At 64.2% G+C, this 19,039-nt stretch carries 20 protein-coding genes and 1 tRNA gene; 10 read left to right on the top strand and 11 right to left on the bottom strand.

Annotated elements, in window-relative coordinates:
- Window positions 1-5 precede the first annotated feature (5 nt).
- From IEY43_RS14350 to uriH, 6 genes are all read right to left on the bottom strand, one after another.
- The gene (locus IEY43_RS14350; protein WP_188949264.1) at window positions 6-671 is read right to left on the bottom strand and encodes an alpha/beta hydrolase; all 666 of its coding nucleotides are present in this window, start codon (window positions 669-671) and stop codon (window positions 6-8) included.
- 2 nt (window positions 672-673) lie between these two features.
- Window positions 674-1,462, bottom strand: a complete 789-nt coding sequence (locus tag IEY43_RS14355; RefSeq protein ID WP_188949265.1) for an enoyl-CoA hydratase/isomerase family protein — start codon at window positions 1,460-1,462, stop codon at window positions 674-676.
- Between the two features lie 53 nt (window positions 1,463-1,515).
- Complete coding sequence (locus tag IEY43_RS14360) at window positions 1,516-2,238, bottom strand: LysR family transcriptional regulator substrate-binding protein (RefSeq protein ID WP_188949266.1); 723 nt, start codon at window positions 2,236-2,238, stop codon at window positions 1,516-1,518.
- A gap of 98 nt (window positions 2,239-2,336) precedes the next feature.
- Window positions 2,337-2,768, bottom strand: coding sequence for a universal stress protein (locus IEY43_RS14365; protein ID WP_188949267.1), 432 nt, complete (start codon window positions 2,766-2,768; stop codon window positions 2,337-2,339).
- Window positions 2,769-2,825: 57 nt separating this feature from the next.
- Window positions 2,826-3,524 carry a dienelactone hydrolase family protein gene (locus tag IEY43_RS14370; RefSeq protein ID WP_188949268.1) on the bottom strand — a complete coding sequence of 233 codons (699 nt, stop codon included), beginning with the start codon at window positions 3,522-3,524 and terminating at the stop codon, window positions 2,826-2,828.
- 155 nt (window positions 3,525-3,679) lie between these two features.
- Complete coding sequence (gene uriH, locus IEY43_RS14375) at window positions 3,680-4,663, bottom strand: uridine-preferring nucleoside hydrolase UriH (RefSeq protein WP_188949269.1); 984 nt, start codon at window positions 4,661-4,663, stop codon at window positions 3,680-3,682.
- A 140-nt stretch (window positions 4,664-4,803) separates the two neighbouring features.
- On the opposite strand from uriH, the gene IEY43_RS14380 reads away from it, so the two are divergent.
- Both IEY43_RS14380 and IEY43_RS14385 read left to right on the top strand, forming a co-directional pair.
- On the top strand, window positions 4,804-5,853 hold the full coding sequence (locus tag IEY43_RS14380) for a LacI family DNA-binding transcriptional regulator (RefSeq protein ID WP_188949270.1): 1,050 nt from the start codon (window positions 4,804-4,806) through the stop codon (window positions 5,851-5,853).
- 2 nt (window positions 5,854-5,855) lie between these two features.
- Window positions 5,856-6,020, top strand: coding sequence for a hypothetical protein (locus IEY43_RS14385; protein WP_188949271.1), 165 nt, complete (start codon window positions 5,856-5,858; stop codon window positions 6,018-6,020).
- Here IEY43_RS14385 and IEY43_RS14390 read toward each other — a convergent pair.
- On the bottom strand, window positions 6,017-6,553 hold the full coding sequence (locus tag IEY43_RS14390; RefSeq protein WP_188949272.1) for a YdeI/OmpD-associated family protein: 537 nt from the start codon (window positions 6,551-6,553) through the stop codon (window positions 6,017-6,019). The two genes, IEY43_RS14385 and IEY43_RS14390, sit on opposite strands and share 4 nt — an antisense overlap.
- Window positions 6,554-6,682: 129 nt before the next feature.
- On the opposite strand from IEY43_RS14390, the gene IEY43_RS14395 reads away from it, so the two are divergent.
- The gene (locus IEY43_RS14395; protein WP_209550364.1) at window positions 6,683-7,327 is read left to right on the top strand and encodes a Pr6Pr family membrane protein; all 645 of its coding nucleotides are present in this window, start codon (window positions 6,683-6,685) and stop codon (window positions 7,325-7,327) included.
- 237 nt (window positions 7,328-7,564) lie between these two features.
- Here the strand turns inward: IEY43_RS14395 and IEY43_RS14400 are convergent.
- A tRNA-Leu gene (locus IEY43_RS14400) sits at window positions 7,565-7,648 on the bottom strand.
- 282 nt (window positions 7,649-7,930) lie between these two features.
- On the opposite strand from IEY43_RS14400, the gene IEY43_RS14405 reads away from it, so the two are divergent.
- The 7 genes from IEY43_RS14405 to pknB are packed head-to-tail and all read left to right on the top strand — an operon-like array spanning window position 7,931 to window position 17,243.
- A complete protein-coding gene (locus IEY43_RS14405; RefSeq protein WP_188949273.1) occupies window positions 7,931-8,764 on the top strand; it encodes an FHA domain-containing protein in 834 nt (277 codons plus the stop codon).
- Window positions 8,761-9,240 (top strand): FHA domain-containing protein FhaB/FipA, encoded by a 480-nt coding sequence (locus IEY43_RS14410; protein ID WP_188949274.1) that lies wholly within the window; start codon window positions 8,761-8,763, stop codon window positions 9,238-9,240. The genes IEY43_RS14405 and IEY43_RS14410 overlap by 4 nt, the downstream gene beginning before the upstream one ends.
- Window positions 9,241-9,243: 3 nt before the next feature.
- Window positions 9,244-10,641: a PP2C family protein-serine/threonine phosphatase gene (locus IEY43_RS14415; protein WP_188949275.1), complete on the top strand. Its 1,398-nt coding sequence runs from the start codon at window positions 9,244-9,246 to the stop codon at window positions 10,639-10,641.
- A complete protein-coding gene (locus IEY43_RS14420) occupies window positions 10,638-12,035 on the top strand; it encodes an FtsW/RodA/SpoVE family cell cycle protein (RefSeq protein ID WP_188949276.1) in 1,398 nt (465 codons plus the stop codon). The genes IEY43_RS14415 and IEY43_RS14420 overlap by 4 nt, the downstream gene beginning before the upstream one ends.
- Window positions 12,032-13,492, top strand: coding sequence for a peptidoglycan D,D-transpeptidase FtsI family protein (locus tag IEY43_RS14425; protein ID WP_188949277.1), 1,461 nt, complete (start codon window positions 12,032-12,034; stop codon window positions 13,490-13,492). The genes IEY43_RS14420 and IEY43_RS14425 overlap by 4 nt, the downstream gene beginning before the upstream one ends.
- Window positions 13,489-15,321, top strand: a complete 1,833-nt coding sequence (locus IEY43_RS14430) for a protein kinase domain-containing protein (RefSeq protein ID WP_188949278.1) — start codon at window positions 13,489-13,491, stop codon at window positions 15,319-15,321. The genes IEY43_RS14425 and IEY43_RS14430 overlap by 4 nt, the downstream gene beginning before the upstream one ends.
- Window positions 15,321-17,243 carry a Stk1 family PASTA domain-containing Ser/Thr kinase gene (gene pknB, locus IEY43_RS14435; RefSeq protein ID WP_188949279.1) on the top strand — a complete coding sequence of 641 codons (1,923 nt, stop codon included), beginning with the start codon at window positions 15,321-15,323 and terminating at the stop codon, window positions 17,241-17,243. The genes IEY43_RS14430 and pknB overlap by 1 nt, the downstream gene beginning before the upstream one ends.
- Window positions 17,244-17,304: 61 nt before the next feature.
- On the opposite strand, the gene IEY43_RS14440 is transcribed toward pknB, so the two are convergent.
- The 3 genes from IEY43_RS14440 to IEY43_RS14450 are packed head-to-tail and all read right to left on the bottom strand — an operon-like array spanning window position 17,305 to window position 18,894.
- Complete coding sequence (locus IEY43_RS14440; RefSeq protein ID WP_188949280.1) at window positions 17,305-17,949, bottom strand: anthranilate synthase component II; 645 nt, start codon at window positions 17,947-17,949, stop codon at window positions 17,305-17,307.
- The gene (locus IEY43_RS14445) at window positions 17,946-18,116 is read right to left on the bottom strand and encodes a hypothetical protein (RefSeq protein WP_188949281.1); all 171 of its coding nucleotides are present in this window, start codon (window positions 18,114-18,116) and stop codon (window positions 17,946-17,948) included. The genes IEY43_RS14440 and IEY43_RS14445 overlap by 4 nt, the downstream gene beginning before the upstream one ends.
- Window positions 18,117-18,126: 10 nt before the next feature.
- Window positions 18,127-18,894 (bottom strand): class E sortase, encoded by a 768-nt coding sequence (locus IEY43_RS14450; RefSeq protein ID WP_188949282.1) that lies wholly within the window; start codon window positions 18,892-18,894, stop codon window positions 18,127-18,129.
- Between the last annotated feature and the right edge of the window lie 145 nt (window positions 18,895-19,039).

A 19,039-nucleotide genomic window follows, 5' to 3' on the forward strand; every position in this document is an offset into this window, starting at 1 on the left:
TCCTTTTAATAGTGCGCCGGGGACAACGCCCGGATGCAGGCGGCCCATTGGCTGCTGTGCGGGTCGATCCAGGTGTAGTGGTCGCCCTCGAAGAGCGAGAAGGTGTGCTCCTGCCCCAGGGCCGCGGCCCGCTGGGCAGCGCGCCGCGCGATTTTCACCGGTACGTCTTCGTCGTCCCGTCCATGAACGATTATGACACGGGCGCGCATCGGCCATAGTTCCACCGGGTCGTAGGAGGCGCGCGGCAGCGGGCCGAGCAGCTCGTCCACCGCCCCGTCGCTGAGCCCCAGGGCCTGGGCCAGGCCCAGGTCCAGCAACCCGGCCTGGCTGATGACCTGCGTGATGCGTTCGTCATGGGCGGCGAGCACGCAGCCCAGCTGCCCGCCGGCCGAATGCCCGATGACCGTGATGGGGCCGGCTTCCTTGATGAGCCCCACGGCCAGCTTGGCGTCGGCCAGCATCCGCGCGGCACTGCCCGGGCCGCGGCGGTATTCCAGGTTGTAGGCCGGAATACCGCGTGCGGCCAGGTCCGCGGCCAGCGGAGCGCCCAGGCTGGCGGTGTATTTTTCGCGCCAGTACCCGCCGTGGATGACCATCACGGCCCCGCGGGCGGTGACGGCCTCGGGCTCGTAGTACTCGAGCCACTGGTCGGGATGGGCGCCGTAGTGCATGGCTATTTGCCCGGGAATTCCGCCGTGCGCTTTTCGACGAAGGCGGCCCGGCCTTCCACCGAGTCCTCGGTGTGGAAGGCGCTCATGAACGCGTCGGCTTCCTTGGCCAGGGCATCATGGGTGTCCAGCCCGTCCATCTGCACCATGGCGCGCTTGGCGATGGCCACTGCGGTCGGCGACACTGCGGCGATTTCCGCAATGGTCGCCACCGCGGCGGAAAGCAGTTCGTCCGGTGCGGTGACGCGGTTGGCCAGGCCGATGCGCAGCGCCTCGTCGGCCTTGATGCGCCGTCCGGTGAAGATCAGTTCGCGGGCCATGGCGCGTCCCACGCGCTGCGGCAGGCGCACCGAGCCGCCGAACCCCGGGACCAGGCCCAGGTTGACCTCCGGCTGGCCGAAGCTTGCGCGCTCGGACGCGTAGATGAAGTCGCAGGCCAGCGCGAGTTCGCAGCCGCCGCCCAGGGCGAATCCGTTGACCGCGGCGATGACCGGAACCTGCAGGGATTCAAAGCGCTCGGTGACCACGTGCATCTGGCGGGCGTAAGCCAGGAAGGTCGCCTCGTCCATGGAGTTCATCTGCACGATATTCGCGCCGGCGACGAAGGACTTCTCCCCCGCGCCGGTGACGACCAGCCCGCGGTACTCGTAGCCGGTGGTTTCAAACCAGTCGAGGAATGCCTCGAGGTCGTTGACGACCTCGCGGGCCAGCGCGTTCAGGCTCTTGGGCTGGTCGATGGTGAGGATCAGGGCATGGTCCTGGACGGACAGGGTGAGGGTATCGAATTGCTTCATACCCAAACTCTCTCATGAGTTGCGGATCACGTCCTAGGAGATTGCGCCGGTGCCTATCGGCGCTTGCGCGGCTTGGAACCTGCAGCGCGGGCTTTGCTCTTGGCCTGCTGTTTTGCCTTCTTGGCGGCTTCCTGCGCCTTGGCCTTGGCTTTGGCCTTCAGTTTGTCGTTGGCCTGCTTCGCCTGCTGCTCGTCCTGGCGCACCGAGGCTTGGCGCGAGGAGCTGGCGCTGCGTCCGCGCACGATGCCGATGAATTCATCCACCAGGGTCGTGTCTTCCATCGCCGCAGGCCAGGCGATGCCGATCCGGGTCGGGTTGCCGTCTTCGATGAGGCGGTAGATGACGTCCTTGCGGTGGAAGAGCCGGGCGATGCTCTGCGGCACGCGGGCCACCTGGGCGCCGGAGGCGACCACTTCCATGGCGGTGGGAATGCCGCCGACGCCCTCGGGGTAGTCGGCCAAATCCAGCTGCGGGAAGGATTCCACGACCGACGCCGGGATGGACTCCTCGTAGTACTCCACGTCGTGGTCCTTGGCCGCGCAGACCACCTCCAACTCCTCGTACAGCGGGATGACGTGGCGGGTTGCGTCCTTGGGCGAGTCCCCGCGGTAGCGCACGAACACCGCGTCCGCCGCATCCTCGGCCAGCAATTGGAGGATGTCGCCGTCGTCGTGGCGCGCTGCCACGAGTTGGACTTCCGGGTAGCGTTCGACGAAACGGTCCATCCACTTGCCCGGGGTGACGCCTGCAACGTAGGAAACTCGAAGTTTTTGCACGGTTAAAGCCTACTGTCTTTCGCCCACGGCATTGCGGTTAATCGCCGCTGGCGGGCTCCGGAATGCTCCGGAGCCCGCCAGCGGGTGAAGTCTGCTGCTTACTTGTCGGTCTTGACGACCAGCACATCGCATGGAGCCGAGTGGGCCACCGAGGAGGCGACGGAGCCGAGCACGCGGCCCAGACCCTTCATGCCCACGTTGCCGACAACGATCATCGACGCATTGCGGCCCTCGGCCTCGGAGATCAGGACGTCGCCCGGCTTGCCGTGGCCTGCCGCCGCGGTAATGTTCACGCCCGGAACCGCGCTCTGGACGTCGTTGGCAACGCGCTGGGCCAGCTTGCGGGCCTGCTCGGCGTCATCCAGGATCCAGGTGTCGGATCCGATGGAGACGACCTCGGTATTGTCCGAAGCGTGCGCGGTGACGACGACCAGTTCGGCGTCCAGCTTGACGGCCAGGTTGGCGGCGCGGCGCGCGGCGCGCAGCGCAGTTTCGGAACCGTCAACGCCGACAATAATGGTCTCAGACATATTTTCTCCTCTTATGTAGTGATGCTGCTTGCTGTGATGAATACCACTTTATGGGTTCTAGGCGACTTTTTCCTGCAAGAAATCCACGGCGCGCTCCCAGGCGGCGCCAGCCAGGGCCGGATCATAGTTTCCGGCCGGATTTTCGTCGTTGTGGAAGGCGTGTTTGCCGTCGTAGTAGAAGTAGGTGACTTCCGACCCGGATTCGCGGCGGATCTGCCGTTCCTGTTCACGCGCCTGGTCGACCGGGTAGAAGTCGTCGAAGTTCGCGTAGTGGCCCTGGACCGCGGCGCTCACGCCGCTGAAGTCGTTGGGCACTCCCTGGCCGACGCCGTAGAACGGCACGGCCGCCGCGATCTTCTCGCCCTGCTGCGCCGCCAGTTGCAGGACGAACCCGCCGCCCATGCAGAAACCGATGGCTCCGAGCTTTTCGCTCGTGACGTTGTCGCTGGCCAGCAGGAAGTCGACTGCGCCAGCCAGCAGTTCGGCGCCCTTTTCCTCCGGAAGCTCGGACATCATGCGCCCGGCTTCCTCGCCGTCGTGGGTGATGCTTCCGCCGAAGAGGTCCGGAGCCAGCGCCACGAAGCCCCGGGCGGCCAGGCGGTCTGCGACGTCGCGAATGTGGTCGGTCAGGCCCCACCATTCCTGGATGACGATGACCCCGGGGCCCTTGCCGGATTCCGGAAGGGCAAGGTATCCATGCGCCTGGGTGCCGAAGGATTCAAATGCTACGTTTTGGTGCGGGGTTCGGACTGCCATCTCACAACCTTCGTTTCAATGAATATCGCTTTGAAATCAGTCTATGAAACGGATGGCAGAAATTGCATTGACCCTAGTCACATATCAGTGAATCACCAGTGTGTCGGCTGTTACTGATATGCTCCGCCGATTGGCCGCGCAAAGCCCCCGCAGCGTCAGCGGGAGGCGGGCTGCGGAAGCTCGACATCCCCGATGCGCTCGAGCGCGTCGATGACCAGATTCCAGAATCCGGCGTGGTCCAGGTCGACCGCCACGGAGGTATGGCAGTCGTCAGCCGCCGGGGCGCGGAAATCCACGACGGTCATGCCCAGGGTGAGATCGCCGCGCAGCTCCACGCTGACCGGGGCCTTGACGGTCCGCACGACATTGGGATCGATCACATAGGCCACGGCGCACGGGTCGTGCACCGGAGGCGCGTCGAACCCTTGGTTGTCGCGGTAGGCCTGGGCGAAGAAATCCATCAGCTCGCGTACGAAGCGGGCCGGACCGGTCCCGATCTGCTCGATGCGCTCGACCACCTGCTCGGTGGCCAGCGCCTGGTGGGTCAGGTCCAGGCCCACCATGACCACTGGCCACGGCTCGTTGAAAACGATATGCGCGGCCTCCGGGTCGATCTTGATGTTGAACTCCGCCACGGCGCTCCAGTTGCCGACGTGGTAGCCGCCGCCCATGAGCACCACTTCGCGCACGCGCTGGACGATGCGCGGTTCCTTGCGCACGGCCAGTGCGATATTGGTCAGGGCCCCGGTGGGCACCAGGGTGACTTCGCCGGGCTCGTGGGCCATGATCGTGTCGATGATCAGGTCCACGGCGTGGCGCGGATCGAGTTCGATGTTCGGTTCGGGCTGGGAGGGGCCGTCCATGCCCGAGTCCCCGTGCACGTCGCCCGCAGTTTCAATGTCGCGCACCAAGGGGCGGGCGCAGCCCGCCGCGAACGGGACGCCGGTGATTCCGGCGATGGTTCCCACGGCGAGCGCATTGGCGGTGACCTTGTCCAAGGTCTGGTTGCCCGCCACGGTGGTGACCGCCAGCAGGTCGATCAGCGGGCTGCCGTGGGCCAGAAGCATCGCGACAGCATCGTCATGGCCGGGGTCGCAGTCGAGGATGATCTTGCGAGGGGCAGGTGCCTCATGAGTCATGGTGTGCTGTCCTTTGGGCGCCGGGCGGGAGCCGTCGGCATGGATTACGGGTTCTTCCTTGATTCTCCCGGCAACAACGATGATCGTCAAACGCTTAACTATTGCCCGTCGCAGCACAGAATCCGCACTAGTATGGATCCATGAACATTGGGGAAAAAACTGCGGGCAAGCAGCCGCCGCGCCGCGTGACCGCTGCAATGGTCGCCGAGCACGCCGGGGTGTCGACAGCCACCGTGTCGCTGGTAGCCAACGGCAAATCCGCCGGCCGCGTATCAAAGCACAACGAGGAACGCGTCCGGGAGGCGATCCGCGAGCTCGGCTACTTCGTGGACGGCATCGGCAGCTCGCTGGCCAAGGGTGTCAGCTCGCTGGTCATCCTGGTGGCGCCCGATATCTCCAACCCGTTTTTCGCCAAGGTGATCGCCGGCGTGCGTTCGGTGCTGGGCAACGACTACCAGCTGCTGCTGTCGGTGACCGATGCCGGCCTCTCCCCCAGCGCGACCGAGACCCGGCGCCTGCTGGGCCTGCGCCCGGCGGGGCTGCTGGTTCACGCGCCGACCAAGGCGTTCCTCGAGGACTTGGCCGGACCGCTTCCGCTGGTGGCACTGGACGCGCCGGGCATCGACCCTTCGATTCCCGCGGTGAACATGGATGTGGCGCAGGGCGCCGAGGCCGTCGTGGCCCATTTCTCCGGCTTGGGGCACACCAGGGCCGCCTATCTGGACGGCAGCACCGGCACCGACACCCTGATGGTTCGCCGCCAGGCGTTCCTCGAAGCGGCCGAGCGCTACGGCATCGAGGTCCTGCCGGGCAATGTGGCAAGCTCGATGATCGACGTCAGCTCGGCCTCCGACGAATTCAGCCGCAACTGGCCCGCTTGGGAGGCCAACGGGGTGACCGCACTGGCCTGCGCCACCGACACCCAGGCCTTCGGCGTGCTGCACGCGGCGCGGCATCTGGGCATCCGGATCCCCCACCGCCTTGCCGTCGCCGGATTCGACGACCTGCCGTACTCGGCCACCTCGAACCCGTCGATCACCAGCGTCCAGCTCCATGCCACCGAGGTCGGCCGGCAGGCCGCGCTCAAGTTGCGCGAGCTGATCGACGGCCAGACGCCGCAGTCGCTGCAGTCGCTGCTTCCGAGCTCCCTTGTGGTCCGCGGGTCCACGACCGCCGACGGAGGGCTCTAGGCGTGCGGAATTCGAAGTTCTTCACCGTTGCCACGGCTGTCGTGGCACTGTTGGTGGTGGTGGGCATGGTGGTCATGAGCAGCGGCGTGCTGGGGCTGATTTTCGACGCCGAGCCGGAGATCGACAGCTACTACCTGTTCAGGGTCGTGCCGCACGTTCCGTCCTAGCCAATCAGCTTGCCGCTCCTGGCAACCTCGGGGTCGGTGCAGGAAGACAGGTCGAAGCAGCAGGGGCGGCGCTTGCCGTCCAGCAGCTTGGAGATGCTGACTTCCACGCGGCGCTTCCGGGTCTGCGGATTCTTGGTCGCTCCGACCCAGCGCACCCATTCCCAGCGTGCCATCGGTGTCAGCCCTGCCCAGGTCCCATCCAGCTCCGGGGTGCCCTTCAGCGCCGCGGAAAGATCCATCGGCACCTCGGTCTCCGGCCAGGAGCCGCTGAGTTGGGCGGTAAAAGCCAGGGACGAACCGCTTTCGGCCTCGATATCCACCGGCCCGCTGCCGTCGATGGACAACCAATGCCCCCTGCGCCCGTCCGGGTCGAGCACGACGGTGGACGATTTGCCGGCGAAGACCAGCTCCACCGCGACCTGGCCACGGCTGGGCAGTCGGTCACTGGATTCCTGGTCGAAGACGACGATCCGCCGGTCGGCGATCATGCGCACCGTCCCGGTTAGTTCAAATGCTTCGCCCTTGGCACCCATCGACCTGTCCCTTCATTGGTTTTCCGAGTCCGATTTTATGCCACCGGGCACGTGACCGGAACGTCCCCGAATTGGTAAACTCCGCAATATCAGATGACTTCTCCTTGGCCGGATCGAGCGGGTGGCCCCATGAGCGCGACCGAACCAACAGATGCTGCGCGGCAGGCCTGGGCCGCCGTGCAGGGCGCGATGGGTCTGCTGATCCTCGCGGCGGTCGCGGCCCAGGCCCGGGCGACCGTTGAAAGGACCGTAGGCCTCGGGCGGGACTTGCCCACCACGATGGCCAACTTCTTCAGCTACTTCACGATCCTGTCCAATATCTTCTGCGCCGTGGTGCTGCTGCTTGCCGCATGGTGGATGACCAGACCGCGCTCGAAGCCGCAGGAAGCCGCCTGGCTAGCCATCCTGCTAGCCTGCGCAACGACCTATATGATCGCCACCGGCGTGGTCTACAACCTGCTACTCAGGTCCATCGCGCTGGATCAGGGAACCACCGTGCCGTGGTCGAACGAGGTCTTGCACCTGTTGGGGCCGGCCTTCATGCTTCTCCACGCGCTTTGCGGCCCCTGGCCCCGCACGCTCCCCGGGAAATCGGTGGCTTTGGTGCTGATATTTCCGCTGGCCTGGCTCGGATACACCTTGATCCGCGCTCCGTTCGTGACGGCCCCGGCCACCGGAGTCCCGTGGTGGTACCCGTACCCGTTCCTCGACCACACCTGCAAGGCGGCTATGGACCTGTCGTGGGATACGTCGCCGGTTTTGCCGCAGCCATAACTGCCATCGCCTATGCGGTTGTTGCGCTGGAGCGGTGGCGGCACCACCGGCGGGCAGCGCCGGGGATCTTGATGTCCGACACGCGGCGGCGGTCGGGGTAGTTTGATTCGAGTGAGATCTCCGCGACCCGACAACGTGTTTTTTCCGACGGCGGCGGGCCGCGAAATACAATGCTTTCGGAAAAGAAATAACCTCCGGTTCAAGATCTAAATCTTGACCCGGAGGTTATCCATTCTGTGCGCGAGGGGGGACTTGAACCCCCACGACCTTGCGATCACTGGCACCTGAAGCCAGCGCGTCTACCAATTCCGCCACTCGCGCATATTCACTTTTTTGCCGCCCACTGTCTCGGCAACAAGAATTAGCTTACACACACTTTTCCCGATCACCTAATCGAAACGGTACTTTGTGGTCAGCAACACATTTGCAACCTTTTTGGCACTTATATCGTTGGCTTATTGCGCCATGTGTCCGCCAGCAAATTTCCGGCAATTGCACAGCTGAAAACAGTAAGATCGACAATGAAGTTCCGTGTTCCGGCCGAAATGGCTACTTGGCTCGGGACTCAACAGACATCCAAAAAGGTAGGAAGGAGCGCGAGTAATGGGCTTTCTCGACAAGGTCGAACGAGGCTTGGAAAAGGTCGTCACCAGCTTCTTCCGAGGCACCAGCACCAGCGAGGTCAAACCCGTGGAGCTGACCACGGCCCTGCGCAATGAGATGGATCGCGGCATCCTGCCAATCAGCGAGGGCCGCAGCCTGGCGCCGAACGACTTTGTCGTCTCCTTGAGCGAGAAGGACTTCGAGACCGCCAAGGGATGGGGTTCATCCGTAGTCAACGAGCTGGCCAAGGTCACTGCGGAACACGCAAGCACCCAGGGCTACTCGGTGCAGAGCGACATCATGATCCACTTCGTCTCCGATCCGAGCTTCAAGGTCGGCGAAATGGAGATCAACGGATCCATCAAGGACGCCAGCTCCAAGCCGGCCGCCTCCGCACCAGTTCGCGAACCCGCACCCAAACCCTCAGGCGCCGCTGCGGTCCCCCCTGATTCCGCCGCGCCGAAGACCACCGCCCAGCCGCGCCCGACCAGCCGGCCGAAGCCGCAGCCGACGGCCCCTTCCATCCCCAAGCAGGCGATTTTGGAAGTCGACGGCCAGCGCTTCGCGTTGCACCATCACTCAATCGTTCTCGGCCGCTCGGCCAGCACCGACATCCCGGTGGACGACTCCGGAGTTTCGCGCCAGCACGTGCGCGTGGAAACCCGAGGGCAGAACATCTATGTCGTTTCCGATCTCGGTTCCACCAACGGAACCTACGTCGATGGAAAGAAAATTTCCACTGAAACCCGTATATTTGACGGTTCAATCATCAATATCGGACAGACGAAGATCGTCTTCCGACTGATTACCACGAACAACGGAGACCATGCATGAATGACCTCGTTCTGAGCCTGCTCCGTCTGGGCTTCCTTGTCCTGATATGGCTGCTTGTTCTCAGCGTGGTCGGGTCGATGCGCCGCGACCTGGCCATTGGTTCGCGTTCCCGCACCGGAAAGCCCAGCGCTCGGGCCCTCAAGAAGAACCCCGAGCTGGCAGAACCGGAGCCGACCACCCGCAAGGCCGCAAGCTCACTGCAGATCCTCGAGGGTCCCCTGGCCGGGCGCACCATCACCCTGCAGGGTCAGCCGATCCTCTTCGGTCGCGCCCAGGATGCCACTGTGGTCCTGGAAGACGACTACGCCTCGGGACGCCATGCCCGCCTGTTCCCGCAGGGCTCGCGCTGGTTCATTGAAGACCTCGGTTCCACCAACGGAACCTTCGTAGGAGACAGCCAGCTGACCCGCGCCCAGGCAGTTGAGCCGGGGCAGCGTATCCGCATCGGGAAGACTGTCCTGGAATTGAAGGCTTAGCCTATGGCTTTGAAGCTTAAATTTGCCGCCAAGTCCGACGTCGGACGAATCCGCAAGAAAAATGACGACTCCGCCTATGTCGGAGAGCACCTCGCGGTCCTGGCCGACGGCATGGGTGGCCATGTAGGCGGCGATGTCGCCTCGGCCTCCACCGTGCTGGATCTGGTGCACCTGGACCGCGCCGTCACTGCCGATCCACGCAATGCACTGCCCGATGAAATCCAGGCCGCCAACCTCGTCTTGAACGAACTGGTCGGCGCCAACCCCAAGCTTTCCGGGATGGGCACCACAGTCACCTCGCTGCTCCTGTCCGGAACGACCCTGCACATGGCGCACATCGGCGACTCACGCGCCTACCGCCTGAAAAATGGTGTCTTCGAGCAGATCAGCACCGATCACACCTTCGTCCAGCGCCTCGTTGACGAGGGGCGCATCAGCCGCGCGGAAGCGGAAATCCACCCCCATAAGAACGTGCTCCTGCGCGTGCTGGGTGATTCGGACGCTTCCCCCGAGCTCGACGTCCAGCAGCTCGAGGCAAGCGTGGGCGAACGCTGGATGCTCTGCTCGGACGGCCTGACCGATGCGGTGGCCGTTCCGGTCATCGAAGAGATCATCCGTTCAACCCCCGACATGGACCAAGCCGTCAACGACCTGGTCGCCATCACGCTGAAGAACGGCGCTCCGGACAACGTCACCGTGGTGATGTTCGAGATCGTGGAAGACCAGGCTCCCGGCAGCGATGAACCGGCAAGGCTTGAACCGGCTCCGGATACCGGCCAGCTGGCCATCGCCGCAGAGGGGGATGTCGAAGCCAGCGCCTCGTTGCTTCGCCACGAGATCTCCCAACGCCCGCATCTGCTGGTGGGCTCCGCCCAGCTGGCCACGCAGACCGGGCAGATCCCGGTTGTCACGCAGCACACCGGAGAACGCCGCGCTGCGGCATTGCTCACTCACCGCTCCCCCGCAGCCCGGGACGTGCTGGATCCCATCGAAGATTCCCTTCCGCATCGCCGCTGGCTGATGCCGATCCTGCTGACCCTGACCGCCGTGCTGGTGGTCATCCTCGGCGCTTGGGGTTACATGTGGACGCAGACCCAGTACTTCGTCGGCCCGGTGGACGGAAAGGTCGCCATTTACAAGGGCGTGCCCCAGGAGCTCGGCCCGATTTCCCTCTCGGAAATCGACACCGTCAGCTCGGTCCCGCTCGAGGCCCTGCCCGAGTACTCGCGCCAGCGCGTTGAATCCACCATTCCGGCCGACAGCCGGGAACATGCCCAGTCCATCATCCAGGAGCTGCTGGTCACCGCGAAGCAGAATTGCCCGGTGCAGGTTCCGGGCAGCTCGAACAACCAATCAACGCAATCGCCGCTGCCGGCCTACTGTCAGGAGATCATGCAATGACCGAAGTGCAAACCGCACCGGTGCCTCGGCGCAATCTCGAGCTCCTGCTGCTGCTTCTGGCCCTATGCGTGGGCGGTGCCGCCTTCTTCCTGGTCGGCAGCGCCACCGAGGACAACGACAGCAAGAATTTCCTGATCCAGATGGGGATCATGGGTGCCTTGGCCCTGGTCATCCACGTGCTGCTGCGCATTTTCGCCAAGTATGCCGATCCGGTAATACTTCCGATCACCGTGGCGCTGAACTCCCTGGGCTTGGCAATGATCCACCGCATTGACCTCGCCAAAGGCACATCCCAGTCCAGCCGGCAGCTGATGTGGACGGCCATCGCCATCCTGGTTGCCGCCCTGGTGCTCTGGGCCGTGAAGGACCACCGCGTCCTGCGGCGCTTCACATATATCGCCCTGCTGGCATCCATCGTCCTGCTGCTGCTTCCGCTGATTCCGGGTCTGGGCGCCACGATCAACGGCGCGCGCATCTGGATCCATGTCGGCCCGTTCTCGCTGCAGCCCGGCGAGCTGGCGAAGATCACCCTGTCGATCTTCTTCGCCGGGTACCTTTCTTCGAACCGCGACCTGATCCTGATGGCGGGCCGCAAGTTCGGCCCGCTGCAGCTTCCGCGCATGCGCGACATGGCTCCGATGATCATCGCCTGGCTGCTGTCCATCGGCGTGCTGGTGGTGCAGCGGGACCTCGGTTCGGCAATCCTGTTCTTCGGCTTGTTCATCCTGATGATCTACGTGGCCACGGCCCGTATCTCCTGGGTGATCATCGGCCTGCTGATGGTGGCCGTCGGCGGCGTCTTCGCCGCGCTGACCATGGGCCATGTCGAACGCCGCGTCAATGTCTGGCTCAACGCCTTCGATCCGGAGATCTACCAGGCCCGGGGCGGCAGCGCGCAGATCGTCGAAGGCCTGTTCGGCATGGCCGACGGCGGCCTGTTCGGCACGGGTCTCGGCGGCGGTTCACCGTACCGCGTCCCGCTGGCCAATTCGGACATGATCATCGCCTCCTTCGGCGAGGAGATCGGCCTGATCGGCGTCACCGCGATCATCCTGCTGTTCATGCTGCTGGTCTCGCGTGGCCTGCGCGCCGCGCTGGGCGCCCGCGACACCTTCGGCAAGCTGCTGGCCAGCGGCCTGGCCTTCACCCTGGGGCTGCAGTGCGTCGTCATCATCGGCGGCGTCACCCGGCTCATTCCGCTGACCGGCCTGGCTACTCCGTTCATGGCCGCCGGCGGCTCGTCGCTGCTGGCCAACTGGATCATCATCGCCCTGCTCCTGCTCATCTCACACAATGCACGCCGCCCCATGAGCGGCTCCGTAGGACCTACCGATGAAATCGCAACTCCCACCACCAGCAGGCTCAAGGACCGGAAGGCGGTGACCAATCAGTGAATCAGGCAATCAAGCACGTATGGGTGGCCCTGACGGCGATGTTCGTCATCTGCCTCGGTGCGTTGAGCTACATCCAGTTCTTCAACGCCGAAACCCTCAACGACAATGCCCTGAACAAGCGGCAGCTGTTCCGCGAGTTCGATCTTCCGCGCGGCGCGATCCTGGTGGACGGCAAGCCGATCGCCGAATCCGTGGAAACCGACGATGGCCAGTTCAACTTCCAGCGCAAGTACACCGATCCCGAGCTGTATGCGCATTTGACCGGCTACTACTCGCTGGCCAACGGCACCACCCAGCTGGAGTCGGAACTCAACGACTGGCTGACCGGCTCGAGTTCCGACCTGCTCTTCGACCGTCTTGCCGGCATGTTCACCGGCCAGAAGGCCGAGGGTGCCTCGGTGGAGCTGACCATCGACGGCAAGCTGCAGCAGGCCGCCTATGATGCGATCCCTGACGGCCTGCGCGCCAGCGTGGTGGTCACCGACCCGAAGACCGGCGAAATCCTGAGCATGGTCTCCAAGCCGACCTTCGACACCAACGACCTGGCGGTCCACTCGACCTCCGAGGCAGCGAAGAACATGAAAAAGATCAGCGAGATCGACGGTTTGAGCCCGTACGTCAACCCGGCGATCGGCGACCTGGTCTCCCCCGGGTCCTCGTTCAAGATCCTCAGCACGGTCGCCGCGCTCGAGTCAGACGATTACGACATGAACACCGTGATCAAGAACCCCGCGTCGGTGAACTACCCGGGATCCAAGGACAAGATGAACAACTTCTACGAGGGCATCTGCGGGCGCCGTTCCGAGGCGACCTTGGAGTTCATCTTCGCGCAGAGCTGCAACACCCCGTACATGGAAATCAGCCAGAAGCTGGGGATTGAGAAGTTCGCGGACGTGACCGAGCGCTTCGGCTTCGGCCAGCAGCTGGATATCCCGCAGTCGGTCACCCCGAGCCAGTTCCCGACCAAGGACATCACCGCCGCGCAGCTGGCGCAGATGGCCATCGGCCAGTACAACAACAAGGTCACCCCGCTGCAGATGAACATGGCCGCCATGGCCATCGCGAACGACGGGGTCATCATGAAGCCGAACATGGTCAAGAAGGTCACCGCGCCGGACCTGCGGGTCATCGAGGAGCCGAAGCCGGAGAAGTTCTCCACGGCGACGACTCCCGAGGTCGCGGCTGACCTGAAGTCCCTGATGAAGGGGCCGGTGCAGTCGGGCACCGCCATGAATGCGGCGGTTCCGGGAGTCGACCTCCGCGCCAAGACCGGCACGGCCCAGGTCAGGAACGAAAATGGCGTGCCGATCGTGAACTCCTGGATCACCGGCTTCGCGCCGGCGGACGATCCGCAGGTCGCCATCACGGTGACAATCCAGCAAGTAGACTACAACACTGGCCATAACACGGCCGGGGCAATCATGAAGAAGATGGTAGAGGCGGTGTTCAACAAGTGAGGCCAATAACCGGCACCACCTTGGGCGGGCGTTACAAGTTGACCGATCGCATTGCAATCGGCGGCATGGGCGAAGTATGGAAAGCACGGGACCAGGTCCTTGGGCGCCTTGTGGCGATCAAGATCCTCAAAGAGGAATATACGAACAACGAGTCGTTCCTGACCCGCTTCCGTGTCGAAGCCCGGCACACCGCGCTGCTGAACCACTCCGGCATCGCCGGCGTCTTCGACTACGGCGAGGAGGACGGCTCGGCCTACCTGGTCATGGAGCTTGTTCCAGGCCCGCCGCTGTCGACCATCATCGAACGCGAGCGCAAGCTCGACGTGGACCGTACGCTGTCGCTGATTGCCCAGACCGCCCGGGCACTGGCCGCCGCGCACGAGCACGGGCTGGTGCACCGCGACGTGAAGCCAGGCAACATCCTGGTCATGCCCTCGGGGACCGTGAAGATCACCGACTTCGGCATCGCCCGCCTGGCCGACCAGGTCCCGCTGACCGCCACCGGACAGGTCATGGGCACCGCCCAGTATCTGGCTCCGGAGCAGGCCACCGGGCAGAACGCCACCGGCAGCTCGGACATCTACGCCCTGGGCGTCATCGGCTACGAATGCCTGGCCGGCCGCCGGCCGTTTACCGGCGAATCGCAGATCGCCATCGCCCTGGCACAGGTCAACGATGCGCCGCCACCGCTGCCGGAAACCATTCCGGCCCCGGTGCGCCAGCTGATCATGTCGATGCTGGCCAAGAACCCCGCGGACCGCCCGGAGAACGCCACGGCGCTGGCCCAGGCGGCCGACGCCCTGCGCGCCGGAGACACCAACACCGCCGCGCTGGCGGTGCCCGGCATTCTGGCCGCCGGCGTGGCCGAGGACGCCACCCAGGCGCTGAACCTCGAGGACGACGCCACCCAGGCCTTCTCCCCGGCGGATTCGGCGCCGGCGATGACCAACGCCATGCCGACCGTGGTGGCCCCGGTCGGCCCGGCGCAGGACGAATTCACCGTTTCAAGCGCCGGCTCCGGTGCGGATGATGGCTTCGACGACGAGGATGCCGACGTCCAGGAATACCATGAGGACCAGGAGCGCAAGCGCAGCCCGTGGGTGATCCCGCTGGTCGCGATCATCGCGCTCGCTGCGCTCATCGGCCTGGCCGCTTGGCTGATCCCCGCCTTCACCGGCAATTCGGGCGGCGACAAGCCGACGGGGGCAACAAATACGCAGTCTGCCGAGGCCACCGAAACCACCGCGGAGACCACGGAGTCCAGCACGGAAACCACTGCGCCCACGCAGAGTTCCAGCACTTCTTCACCGAGCAAGCCGCAGAAGGAATTCGTCCAGGTCAGTTCCTCCCTGGTGGGCAAGAACATCGACACGGTCATCGCCGAGCTCGAATCCCTGGGTTTGAAGGTGAACGACGTCGCTCAGGAGACCTCCGAAGCGTCTCCGAACACCGTGCTCTCCGTGAGCCCGTCCGGCAGCGTCGAGGCCGGTTCGACCATCAAGGTCGTCTACGCCATGGCCTCGCAGACCGTGAACGTTCCCGCGGTCTCCGGCATGAGCTTCAGCGCCGCGCAGCAGCTGCTGCAGTCCGCCGGCCTGGCCGCGGTCAAGGGCTCGGAAGCATTCGACGATTCCGTGGCCGGCACCGTGCTCTCCCAGAGCGTCCCCGCCAACAGCGAGGTCGCCCCGGGGACCAGTGTGAGCCTGACGGTTTCCAAGGGCCCGGAGCCGGTTTCGACCCCGACCCCGACCCCTACCCCTACCCCGACTCCAACGCAGTCCGCCACCTCCACCGGCGCTGCGAAGGATGAGGCGCCAGGCGGCGAGTAATGAGCGAATTTGAAGCGCTGCCTGCGGGACTGCCGCGCCTGATCAACGAGCGCTACGAGATCGAGTCGCTGATCGGCCGCGGCGGCATGGCCGACGTCTACCTTGCCACCGACCATGTGCTGGCGCGCCAGGTCGCGGTCAAGGTGCTGCGCCAGGACACCGCGGGCAATCCGATGGTCGTGAACCGATTCCGCCGCGAGGCCAAGGCCGTGGCCGGGCTCAGCCACCCGAACATCGTCGCGGTCTATGACACCGGGTTGCTGCCGGCGACCGGCCAGTCCGCGGAGGCGCTGCCCTTCATGGTCATGGAATACGTCACCGGCCGCACCCTGAAGCAGGTCATCATCGACGGAGACGTCGATGAGCACCATGCCGTCGAGCTGATCCGCGGCGTCTGCGACGCGCTGGACCACTCGCATTCGAAGAACGTGGTGCACCGCGACATCAAGCCGGCCAACGTCATGGTCACCGAGTCGGGCCACGTGAAGCTGATGGATTTCGGCATCGCCCAGGCACTGGACAACTCGGCCACGATGACCCAGACCGCCGCGGTGGTCGGCACCGCGCAGTACTTCTCCCCCGAACAGGCGCGTGGCGAGCAGGTCGACTACCGGACCGACATCTACTCGGCCGGCTGCCTGTTCTACGAGCTGCTCACCCGCAAACCTCCCTTCACCGGCGATTCGCCGGTGTCGGTCGCCTACCAGCACGTCGGCGAAGCCCCGGTTCCGCCCAGCGAGGCCAACCCGGACATCAACCCGATCTACGATCCGATCGTGCTCAAGGTGCTGTCCAAGGACCGCGACGAACGCTTCCAATCCGCCGGCGCCTTTGCCGACGCCTTGGAGGATGCGTCCCGCGGCGTGGAATTCCACGAGTCCACGGTGCCCACCTACACCATGCCGATCTACGGCACCCATGACTCCACCGAGACGCTGTACGCGGCCGAACCGGCTCCGCTGACCAATGAGCACCCGGTCTTCGCATCGCGGGCCGAGTCGCGGGCCAACGACCAGCCTGGGCACAAGTCAAACCGCGGCCTGATCGTGCTGCTGACCATCATCGCGCTGTTCGCCGTGGGCATCGCCAGCTTCCTGGTGATCCGTTCCATCCAGGCCGACCAAGAGCGCAAGGCCCCGGTCGCGGTACCGAGCGTGCTGAACCTGTCCGAGGAGGATGCCACCAGCCTGCTGCGCAACGCGACCTTCAATGTGAGCGTAAAACACGAATACAGCGACGACGTCGACGAGGGGAACGCGACCCGCACCGACCCGATCACCGGCCAGGAGATCGCCAAGGAATCGACGGTGGATCTGTATATTTCCGATGGCTCGGAACAGCGCACGATCCCGAAAAACCTGGAAAACCAGTCGGAAACCGCGGCGCGTGATGCGCTGCGCCAGGCCGGACTCGAAGTCGGCGAGGTCAGCCGCGAGAACTCGGCCACCATCCCGACCGATTGGGTCATCGGCACCAGCCCTGAGCTGGGTTCGAAGGTCAAGGCCGGTTCCAAGGTCGACCTCATCCTGTCCACCGGGCAGGTCACGGTGCCCGCCGCGACCAACATGTCCCAGGACGAGGCCACGAAGGCCCTGACTGCCGATGAATTCCAGCTCAAGGTCCAGTTCGTGGACGTGGAAACCGATGACCACGAACCCGGCACGCTCTTCGCGCAGGATCCGGCAGCCGGAGCCGATGTCGCGCAGGGCAGTCTGGTCAAGATCTCGGTGGCCAAGCCGAAGCCGTCGCCGACGCCTACCCCGACGCCGAGTGCGACGGACAGCGAAGACCCGCAGGATCCTCCTTCCGCATCGGATGACAATGAGGGCCAGGGAAACAGTGGAAATAACGGAAACAACGGCAATTCGTCGAATAACGGACGAGATCGCACCCGGCCCACCACCGGCCCCAAGACCGAATAACCGCCTTTAAAACGCATCGCGCCGGACCATGTGGTCCGACGCGATGTATTTTATCTGTTGCTTACTCGCCGCTGAACAATGGGCTAAGCGTAGATGCTTTCTCGGCCGCCCCAGGCAGGCCGACGAATTCCAGCCAGTTGCCGAGCATCTGGTAACCCTGCTCGGTCAGCACCGATTCCGGGTGGAACTGCAGGCCCCACAGCGGTGCGGTGCGGTGTGCCAGCCCCATGATGACTCCGCCTTCGGTCTGGGCAATAATTTCCAGCTCGTCGGGGATGCTCTCGCGCACTGCGGCCAGCGAGTGGTAGCGGGTTGCGGTGAACGGATTGGCAACCCGGGCGAAGATCGGATGCCGTTCGTGGGAGACCAGCGAAGTCTTGCCGTGCATCAATTCCTCGGCGTGGGTCACGACGCCGCCGTAGGCCTCTGCCAGCGATTGATGGCCCAGGCAGACCCCGAGCATCGGCTTAGCCTGCTCGCCGCACCATTTGATCAGCTCAATGCTCACTCCGGCGCCAGCCGGGTCTCCGGGGCCGGGGGAAATCAATACCCCGTCATGCTCGGCGGCCAATTCGGCCGCCTGAGCGAAGGAGAGATCGTCATTGCGGTAGACGGTTGTCTGCGCGCCCAGCTCCTGCAGGTATCCCACCAAGGTGTAGACGAAACTGTCATAGTTGTCGATCACGAGGATCTTGATGCTGCTCACTGGGTGCTTTGGCCAATCGTCGAGTCGGTGAACGGGCTGATGTACTCATTCAGCCATGGGAAGACGTACATCATCAGTAATAGCACGACAGCTGCAATGAGAATCAATGCTTCAATAATACGAAGCCACAAAGGACCGGGCAGGTTGCGGAAAATCCAGGCGTACATTCTTTCTCCCCTAGCTCGTTGCCTTGGCAACAAGGTCGCGAATTGCCGATGGCGGTCCGGCATCAAGCGGGCGCCAATTGGTCAGCTCCGAGTACGCGATCATGCGCTGGCGCGTCGTGTACTTCGGGTGGCAGGTGGTCATGGTGAGGATGGAGTCTGTCGGTTCGACACCCCATTGGTGCGGTACGGGAAGAAGGACCTCCCCGTCGGAGGGATTCACGATTTCCGTCTTGGACCAGGTGTAGGTGTAATAGCCGTCCTTGGTCTGAAGATAGATCTTGTCCCCCTCGTGGAGTTTGTCGATGTCCCAGAACACCTGGCCATGTGTCTGGCGGTGCGCTGCCACGGCAAAGTTGCCCTTTTCGCCGGGCAGCTGCGTGTTCGGGTAGTGCCCGATGCCCAAGCTGTTGATGACGTCGTCTCCCACGCCGTTGGTAACCGGGTGGTAGGTTCCGTCTGCTCCCCAGGTCGGGAAGTACATGATGCCGAAGGTTTCCCCCGCCCCGATTTTGGCCACCGGGGCCGGGCCGAAGTCCTTGTCGTCGTCGTTGGTCTCCGGGATAACCACATCGCCAAGGTTTTCAACCAGGTTGTTCGTGACCTCCTGCTGGGCTTGGGCGGAGTCGATATTTGTCCACCACAATTCCCACGCGACGTACAGCATGAGCACGATGCCGAGGGTGATCAGCAGTTCGCCGAAAAAGCCGGCGATTCGGCCGCCCAGGGACTGTCGCGGACGGCTTGTTCGGCGGCCTGGTGCAGTTGCTGCACGGTTCACGTCGATCTTGCTCCTTGGTACGGGGCGGGCGGCGGAAGGGCGGAAGCTCTCTCGCGAGGAGATATCCCGACTCTCTGGGCAGGACACATTACCGTTAGTATGGAAGCTACGCAGGAAAACCGGAACAATGCGAACGTTCTCCTGC

This window comes from Glutamicibacter protophormiae, from assembly GCF_014647495.1.
GTDB classification, from domain to species: Bacteria; Actinomycetota; Actinomycetes; order Actinomycetales; family Micrococcaceae; genus Glutamicibacter; species Glutamicibacter protophormiae.